This is a genomic window from Photobacterium alginatilyticum, assembly GCF_009910675.1.
Taxonomy (GTDB): Bacteria; Pseudomonadota; Gammaproteobacteria; order Enterobacterales; family Vibrionaceae; genus Photobacterium; species Photobacterium alginatilyticum.
The window spans coordinates 1-806 of the sequence record NZ_RSEJ01000160.1; the positions used below are offsets into that span (position 1 = coordinate 1).

Below are 806 nucleotides of genomic sequence, written 5' to 3' on the forward strand. Positions count from 1 at the left end.
GCTCGGAAAAGAAGTCTTTCGACGGCTAGAATATCACATTACAGATTCAACATTACGTTGGGCACAACAAGAGTTAATTATGATGGCGAGGAGCAGTTATCATGCATAAATTTTGTGGGGATCCTCCAGCGCCTGCAATAAGGTGCCCCACGCTAAACTAGCAAAGCGCACCAAGCTTCATAGCAAAACCGCCGAGTGTAACGGGTCACCTTGATTGCTTTGTTATGAATTTTGTAAATGTCATCTGCAACATACACTGCTGGCAGCTTTATCTATATGCAAATTATCTAGCCGTATCCATAAACTTGAGCGTGTATTAGTTGCTCTCTCAAAAACTAACTTACTAATCCAGTGGTCACTGGACAAAGAACCGCTCTATACTAGCAGTTTTGAGCCAATGCATTGAGGATGCGAACCAATAGCTCTTTGAATTACAAGCAGATAGGTTTGTAAGATAAAGCTTTTTCCACTACATCTTCTGCGCTAAGGTCTGACCAATAGATATAATCAGATATATAAGGATCTACAACCATCGACTTCACTTTGACTAAAATTTCATCTAATTCTTCTTCAGAACCAGAACAGTCCATCAACTGTTGCACTAATTCAATCAAATACTTTTTTGTGTCAGACACGATTTGCTCCAACTTCTTAATTCATAACGCCTGCAATAAGGTGCCCCACGCTAAACTAGCAAAACACACCGAACTTCATACCAAAACCGCCGAGTGTAACGGGTCACCTTGATTGCTTTGTTATGCAGTTGATTCACGCCACATAGTTTCAGTAATCTTATACAGGCAATG

The 806-nt window shown here is 40.6% G+C and carries 1 protein-coding gene; it reads right to left on the reverse strand.

From position 1 onward, the window contains the following. Positions 1-431: 431 nt before the first annotated feature. Positions 432-635 (reverse strand): bacteriocin immunity protein, encoded by a 204-nt coding sequence (locus EIZ48_RS28465; protein ID WP_160658768.1) that lies wholly within the window; start codon positions 633-635, stop codon positions 432-434. Positions 636-806 lie beyond the last annotated feature (171 nt).